At 64.7% G+C, this 484-nt stretch carries 1 protein-coding gene; it reads left to right on the top strand.

All coding sequences use genetic code 11. The features are described from left to right. A partial coding sequence (locus tag ON45_RS20710; protein ID WP_148288815.1) for an MMPL family transporter occupies positions 1 to 448 on the top strand: 448 nt, incomplete at its 5' end. Between the last annotated feature and the right edge of the window lie 36 nt (positions 449 to 484).

Here is a 484-nt window from a genome sequence, read left to right as displayed (position 1 = left end):
CCTGTTCGGGCTGTCGATGGACTACGAGGTGTTCATCATGAGCCGCATCAAGGAGGACTACTCCAAGTCGAAGGACCCGAAGGGGGCCGTGGTCTCCGGTCTGACCAGTTCGGCCCGTGTCATCACCGCCGCCGCACTGATCATGATCAGCGTGTTCGCGGCGTTCGTGCTCGGCGACGATCCGATCATCAAGATGTTCGGGGTCGGTCTCGCCACGGCGGTGTTCCTCGACGCCACGGTGGTCCGCATGATCATCGTGCCGGCGGCGATGTCGCTGCTCGACCGGGCCGCCTGGTGGTTCCCGAAGGTGCTCGCCAGGATCATCCCGAACGTGGACATCGAAGGCGAACACCTCATGGCCGAACTCGAAGCGGCGGACGCCGTGGCCACCGCCGAGGATGACGACGACTTCGACCCGGAGTCGGATCGCGAACTCGTCGGCGTCTGACCCCGCACCCAACCCGTTCTCGTGAACAGTTCCCGC

The organism is Ilumatobacter nonamiensis YM16-303 (assembly GCF_000350145.1).
GTDB classification, from domain to species: domain Bacteria; phylum Actinomycetota; class Acidimicrobiia; order Acidimicrobiales; family Ilumatobacteraceae; genus Ilumatobacter_A; species Ilumatobacter_A nonamiensis.
The sequence above is the reverse complement of the archived record's forward strand: the minus strand, read 5'-3'. Positions and strand labels throughout refer to the sequence as shown.